Below are 4,944 nucleotides of genomic sequence, written 5' to 3' on the forward strand. Positions count from 1 at the left end.
GTGTGAACTTTCTCCTCATCGTTGCCATACAACTAAGAAACTCCTTTTTTGCTGTCTAATTTTCTTAGTCCATTATATTCAAACTTATGGGGCCCATGACTTAATAGATTTGCCTTAGGGTAAAAATATACGGTACACATACTTATGAATTGCATCTTAATCTAGTAGAAAGACCGCCTTCTCAACAACCATGCCTATTAATCTTCTATTGTGCGGCCAACCATTACGGGCCTCACCGTTCCTACATAAATTAGTTAAGAACAACCAAGAAAGGAATGATAGATCATGCGGTTAAGGAGAAAGAGCGTAAAGCTTACATCAGGACCTTTTATCGTGCCATCATCTGTTGACGGTACCCGTAGGGGAGCGGTAAGGGTATTACAAATCGGGCTTAAAAATATTTCGAACCGTAGATCCACTGTCATTATATCCGTTCATGTTTGTAGAGAGAGCATTATTCCCGGCTACTCCTCCAGAAATTAGAATATTCCGGCGAAGAGTTACAATACCTGCAGGAAACTGTGCATTTCTAAGAGTACCCTCGGGACCCAATACCTTCCGTGGTAACAACATGCTCCGTGTGGTGATGGAAGGGGATACGAGTAAAAATGCGAACGGCGTTGTAATTGCCCTGTCGGGTACTACAGCGAATGGACGTACAGCAACCCCGATGATTTTCAAACATGAGGAATTTATTAAAGTTAAATAATCTATAGCAGGTGAACATTGAACAATCCTCGTCTGGCGTCAGATGAGGATTGTCTTTACTTATTAGAAACGTTACGTTTACTGGCTTTTTACACTCAATAGCTTGCCCTTGTATTAGAGTACGGTTCAGCTTAACAGGTCTATCGGCAAGGAATGTGAAAGGAGCCGCCTGCGGCGACTCCTTAGTTTATTGGCCCTATGTTTCACAGAAAAACAGCCCTTTGGGGTACCTTGATCTATCCTTACGAAGCGCTCCTAACCGTTAGAGAGCAATCAGTTAGTGGTATTACGGCTAAATCGATTCACTGCACTGAACAGAGCTTTGACAGATGAGGTCATAATGTCAACGTCAATGCCGCAACCCCAATATACGCTTCCGTCTGAAGCCGTGATGCCGATATAAGAGACTGCTTGTGATTTAGACCCTGCCTCCAGAGCGTGTTCTGTATAGATCAAATCGCTGTAATTCAATCCGAGTTCGGTTTGCAGCGCATGGCTGATCGCATCGAGTCTTCCGTTTCCGGTGCCTTCAATTTCCTTGACTTCCGTGCCGGTCCGTATCGTGACAACGGTGTGAAAATCATCATTATCTGTAAAGCGGTATTTGACAAACTCGACAGGCGTTTTTATATTCACATATTCCTTCACGAAAATATCGTATATTTCTTCGGGCATCAGCTCCTTCTGCTGCTGATCCGATACGTTTTTCACGAAGTATCCGAAGTTTTCGCGCATCTTCGCCGGTAGATCCAGTCCGTACTTCAGCTGCAGCACGTACCCGATTCCGCCTTTACCGGACTGGCTGTTAATGCGGATAATATCGCCTTCATACTCCCTGCCGATGTCCTTGGGATCAATCAGCAGATAAGGGACCGACCAATGCCGAGGCTCCTTCTCCTCACGCCATTTCATTCCTTTGGCAATGGCATCCTGATGTGAACCGGAGAAAGCGGTGAATACCAGCTCGCCTCCATAAGGATGTCTTTCGCCTACTTTCATTTTGGTCATTCGTTCATACACGGAGATGATCTCAGGAATGTTCTCAAAATTCAGCTTCGGATCGACCCCGTGGGAGTACATGTTTAGCGCCAGCGTCACAATATCGACGTTCCCCGTTCGTTCCCCGTTTCCGAACAATGTGCCTTCAACGCGCTGGGCGCCGGCCAGCATTGCCAGCTCCGCATCCGCTACGCCCGTTCCTCTGTCGTTATGCGGATGGACCGACAAAATCACGTGCTCCCGGTAATTCAGATGCTCGCTCATATACTCGATCTGGCTGGCGTAGACGTGAGGCATCGACATGGACACCGTTGCAGGAAGATTGATGATGACCGGGTTCTCCGCCGTCGGCTGCCATACGTCGAGTACGCTATTGCAGATCTCCAGTGCAAAATCGATCTCCGTACCGGTAAAGCTCTCCGGCGAATACTGGAACTGAAAGTTCCCTTCCGTCTCCTGAGCGCATTCCTTCAACAGCTTGGCGCCGCTCACGGCGATGTCGATAATCTCTTCCTTGGACTTGCGGAATACCTGCTCCCGCTGCGCCACGGAGGTCGAGTTGTACAAATGGACTACGGCTTTTTTCGCGCCTTTGAGCGATTCGAAGGTTTTGCGGATAATATGCTCTCTCGATTGGGTAAGCACTTGGATCGTTACATCGTCCGGGATCAAATCCTGCTCGATCAATGTGCGCAGAAAGGCGAACTCCGTTTCCGAAGCTGCGGGAAATCCAACCTCGATCTCCTTGAATCCGATATCTACAAGCAATTTGAAGTATTCCAGCTTTTCCTCTAAATTCATCGGAACGATTAATGCCTGATTTCCGTCACGAAGATCGACGCTGCACCAAATCGGCGCTTCTGTAATATATTCCTTCTGGGTCCATTTCAAGCTTGTTACCGGCGGCATAAAATATCCTCTGGCGTATTTTTCAACATTTTTCATGGATATCCTTCCTTTCATCGATTTCCTGTGCTTATCTGCAATAAGATCGGACGCGCAAAAAAAGCCTTCCATCTCCAATAACAGAGACGAAAGACTTTGACATCTTACGCGGTACCACTCCGAATTCATGCCGTAATCGGCATGCACTCTACGGATACAGGGTTACAACAAACACGGACAAACCTTGTATCCTCCTGATGATAACGGTCAGGCTCCGGCTCCGCCTACTTCACGGGTTCAGCGGGCAACTCCAAGGCGAGTTCCGGTTTTCTCCACGGCTGTTTCACACCGACCAACAGCTCTCTGTTCGCTTAGATAACCGTACTATTCCTTTTCAACGTTTTAAATATTAGAAACAATGTATACCACCCATTGTGGTGATGTCAAGTGCAATTTGCCCTTTTACATATAGTGGAAATAGGGGCATCAGAATATATTGGGTTAGGGGCCAAAGTATTAACTACAAAATCATTGTATTTCGCATAACTACAATAGTCCCTTTATCAATTAAAGTGAATTAGATTGACAATCACAATACCATATGTTGCTTTTAACCTATGTTAATAACAACGGGGTGTAATTATGTCAATCCAAATGGCAATATTAGGCATTCTGAGTTGGAAGTCCTCAACAGGGTATGAGCTAAAAAAGATTTTTGAGGATTCCTCCTTCATGTATTGGTCCGGAAATAATAATCAAATTTACAAGGCCCTTCTGAACTTGGAAAATGAAGATTTGGTTACCAGTGAAGTGGTCCATCAGGATAACTCTCCTTCTAAGAAAATATATACCATAACAGAAGAAGGACTTAAGGAACTAAAAAATTGGCTTGTGTCATCACCAGAAGCTCCTGAGATCAAAAAAACATTTTTGGTGCAGCTTGCATGGTCAGACATGTTAAGTAATCAAGAATTAAGTGACGTACTCTCAAAATATGAAAATGAAATCAAACTGCAATTGGCTATGCAGAAGGAAAAATACAGACGTGCTCTTCATTCACCTAATAGAAGCACTAGGGAAAGCTTAATATGGGAGATGATTTCAGAAAACATTATTTCAACCTATAATAATGAACTTAATTGGGTCCGTGAAACCCGTAAGAAGTTGTTTGAAAATGAAGGTATGGAGGAAAAAGACAAAATGAACTATCAAATTAGAGAAATAGAGAATAAAAAATATATTGAACTGATTTCTGCTGCTGAACCTTTAGGTACAGAGAATGATGCACTTGATCTCATAGCTTTATGCTGGGAACATGGGATAAATGCGCTTATGATACACTATACAGCCTTATCGGAAGACTTCTTCAAACTTAAAACCAAATCAGCCGGCAATATTATTCAGAAATTCATAAACTATGGGATAAAAGCTGCTGCTATTATTCCTCGGGAGACCATTCAAAAAGGCAGATTTAAAGAAATGGCCATGGAAACGAACAAAGGCAATCATTTTAGATTGTATGAAAGTATAGAAGAAGCTGAAAAATGGCTTCTGAAATAGAAAGATAGGCGAATTGGAGAAGCAGGATTATCAGCGGCACGCCGACCAAGCTACGAAAGTGGTGCCTATGCTCTATGGCTGAATGAAACAATAAATGCACTTGGATTAAGCACCTGTTCAATTGTAGCTATGTCATTAGGCGGCTGGATGGCATTGAGTTTCGCCACCACCTATCCGGATAAGGTTGATAAATTGGTTTTGCTTTGTCCCGGAGGGCTTGCACATGAAAAAACCAGTTTCCTATGGAAAGCAGTTTTTTTCTCACTACTTGGAAAATGGGGTCAGCTACAAACACTCAAATTAGTGGGTGGTAATATTTCTTCATCATCGATATCCGGATTGGGAGAAGATCTTGCATTCGCATCACTTACCTTCAAATATTTCAAACCACGAACGGCAAAAATGCCACTATTTAGTGATCAGTCACTTCATCAATTAACTATGCCGATTTTAATGCTTTTTGGCGATTCTGATCAATTAATACCTGCCGGCAAGAGTATTAATCGACTTAAACAATTTGCACAACAAGCTAAGATCGAGCTGCTGCCTGATACGGGCCACCTAATTGTCAACCAAGCAGATAGGATGCTAAAATTTTTGAACCTTCAGGGCAGTTGATAGGTTGATATGTTACAAGCAAACAATAAAATTAAGGATTTCCCGACATTAGCACCTCCGGCCTAACAGCCGAGAGAAAAACTCAATGCCTGGAAACCTATAGTGGCACAAGAAGTCAAGACAGTTTTTTTTAATTTTTAAGGTGTGAAATCATTCACGAAGCGTTCTTTTGAT

Annotated in this window: 3 protein-coding genes and 1 other annotated feature; of the genes, 2 read left to right on the forward strand and 1 reads right to left on the reverse strand. The window is 43.3% G+C overall.

Going from position 1 to position 4,944, the window contains the following annotated elements; translation table 11 throughout:
- Positions 1-981 precede the first annotated feature (981 nt).
- Complete coding sequence (leuA, locus tag ACTHRH_RS25470; protein ID WP_144937522.1) at positions 982-2,652, reverse strand: 2-isopropylmalate synthase; 1,671 nt, start codon at positions 2,650-2,652, stop codon at positions 982-984.
- A gap of 79 nt (positions 2,653-2,731) precedes the next feature.
- Positions 2,732-2,999 (reverse strand) — a binding site (T-box leader).
- A 235-nt stretch (positions 3,000-3,234) separates the two neighbouring features.
- Here leuA and ACTHRH_RS25475 point away from each other — a divergent pair.
- Together ACTHRH_RS25475 and ACTHRH_RS25480 are read left to right on the forward strand one after the other, a co-directional pair.
- The gene (locus tag ACTHRH_RS25475; RefSeq protein ID WP_440418248.1) at positions 3,235-4,152 is read left to right on the forward strand and encodes a DUF4180 domain-containing protein; all 918 of its coding nucleotides are present in this window, start codon (positions 3,235-3,237) and stop codon (positions 4,150-4,152) included.
- 12 nt (positions 4,153-4,164) lie between these two features.
- Complete coding sequence (locus ACTHRH_RS25480; RefSeq protein ID WP_440418250.1) at positions 4,165-4,770, forward strand: alpha/beta fold hydrolase; 606 nt, start codon at positions 4,165-4,167, stop codon at positions 4,768-4,770.
- Positions 4,771-4,944 lie beyond the last annotated feature (174 nt).

Origin of the sequence: Paenibacillus sp. SAFN-117 (assembly GCF_051966115.1) — a bacterium.
Lineage (GTDB): Bacteria > Bacillota > Bacilli > Paenibacillales > NBRC-103111 > Paenibacillus_L > Paenibacillus_L residui.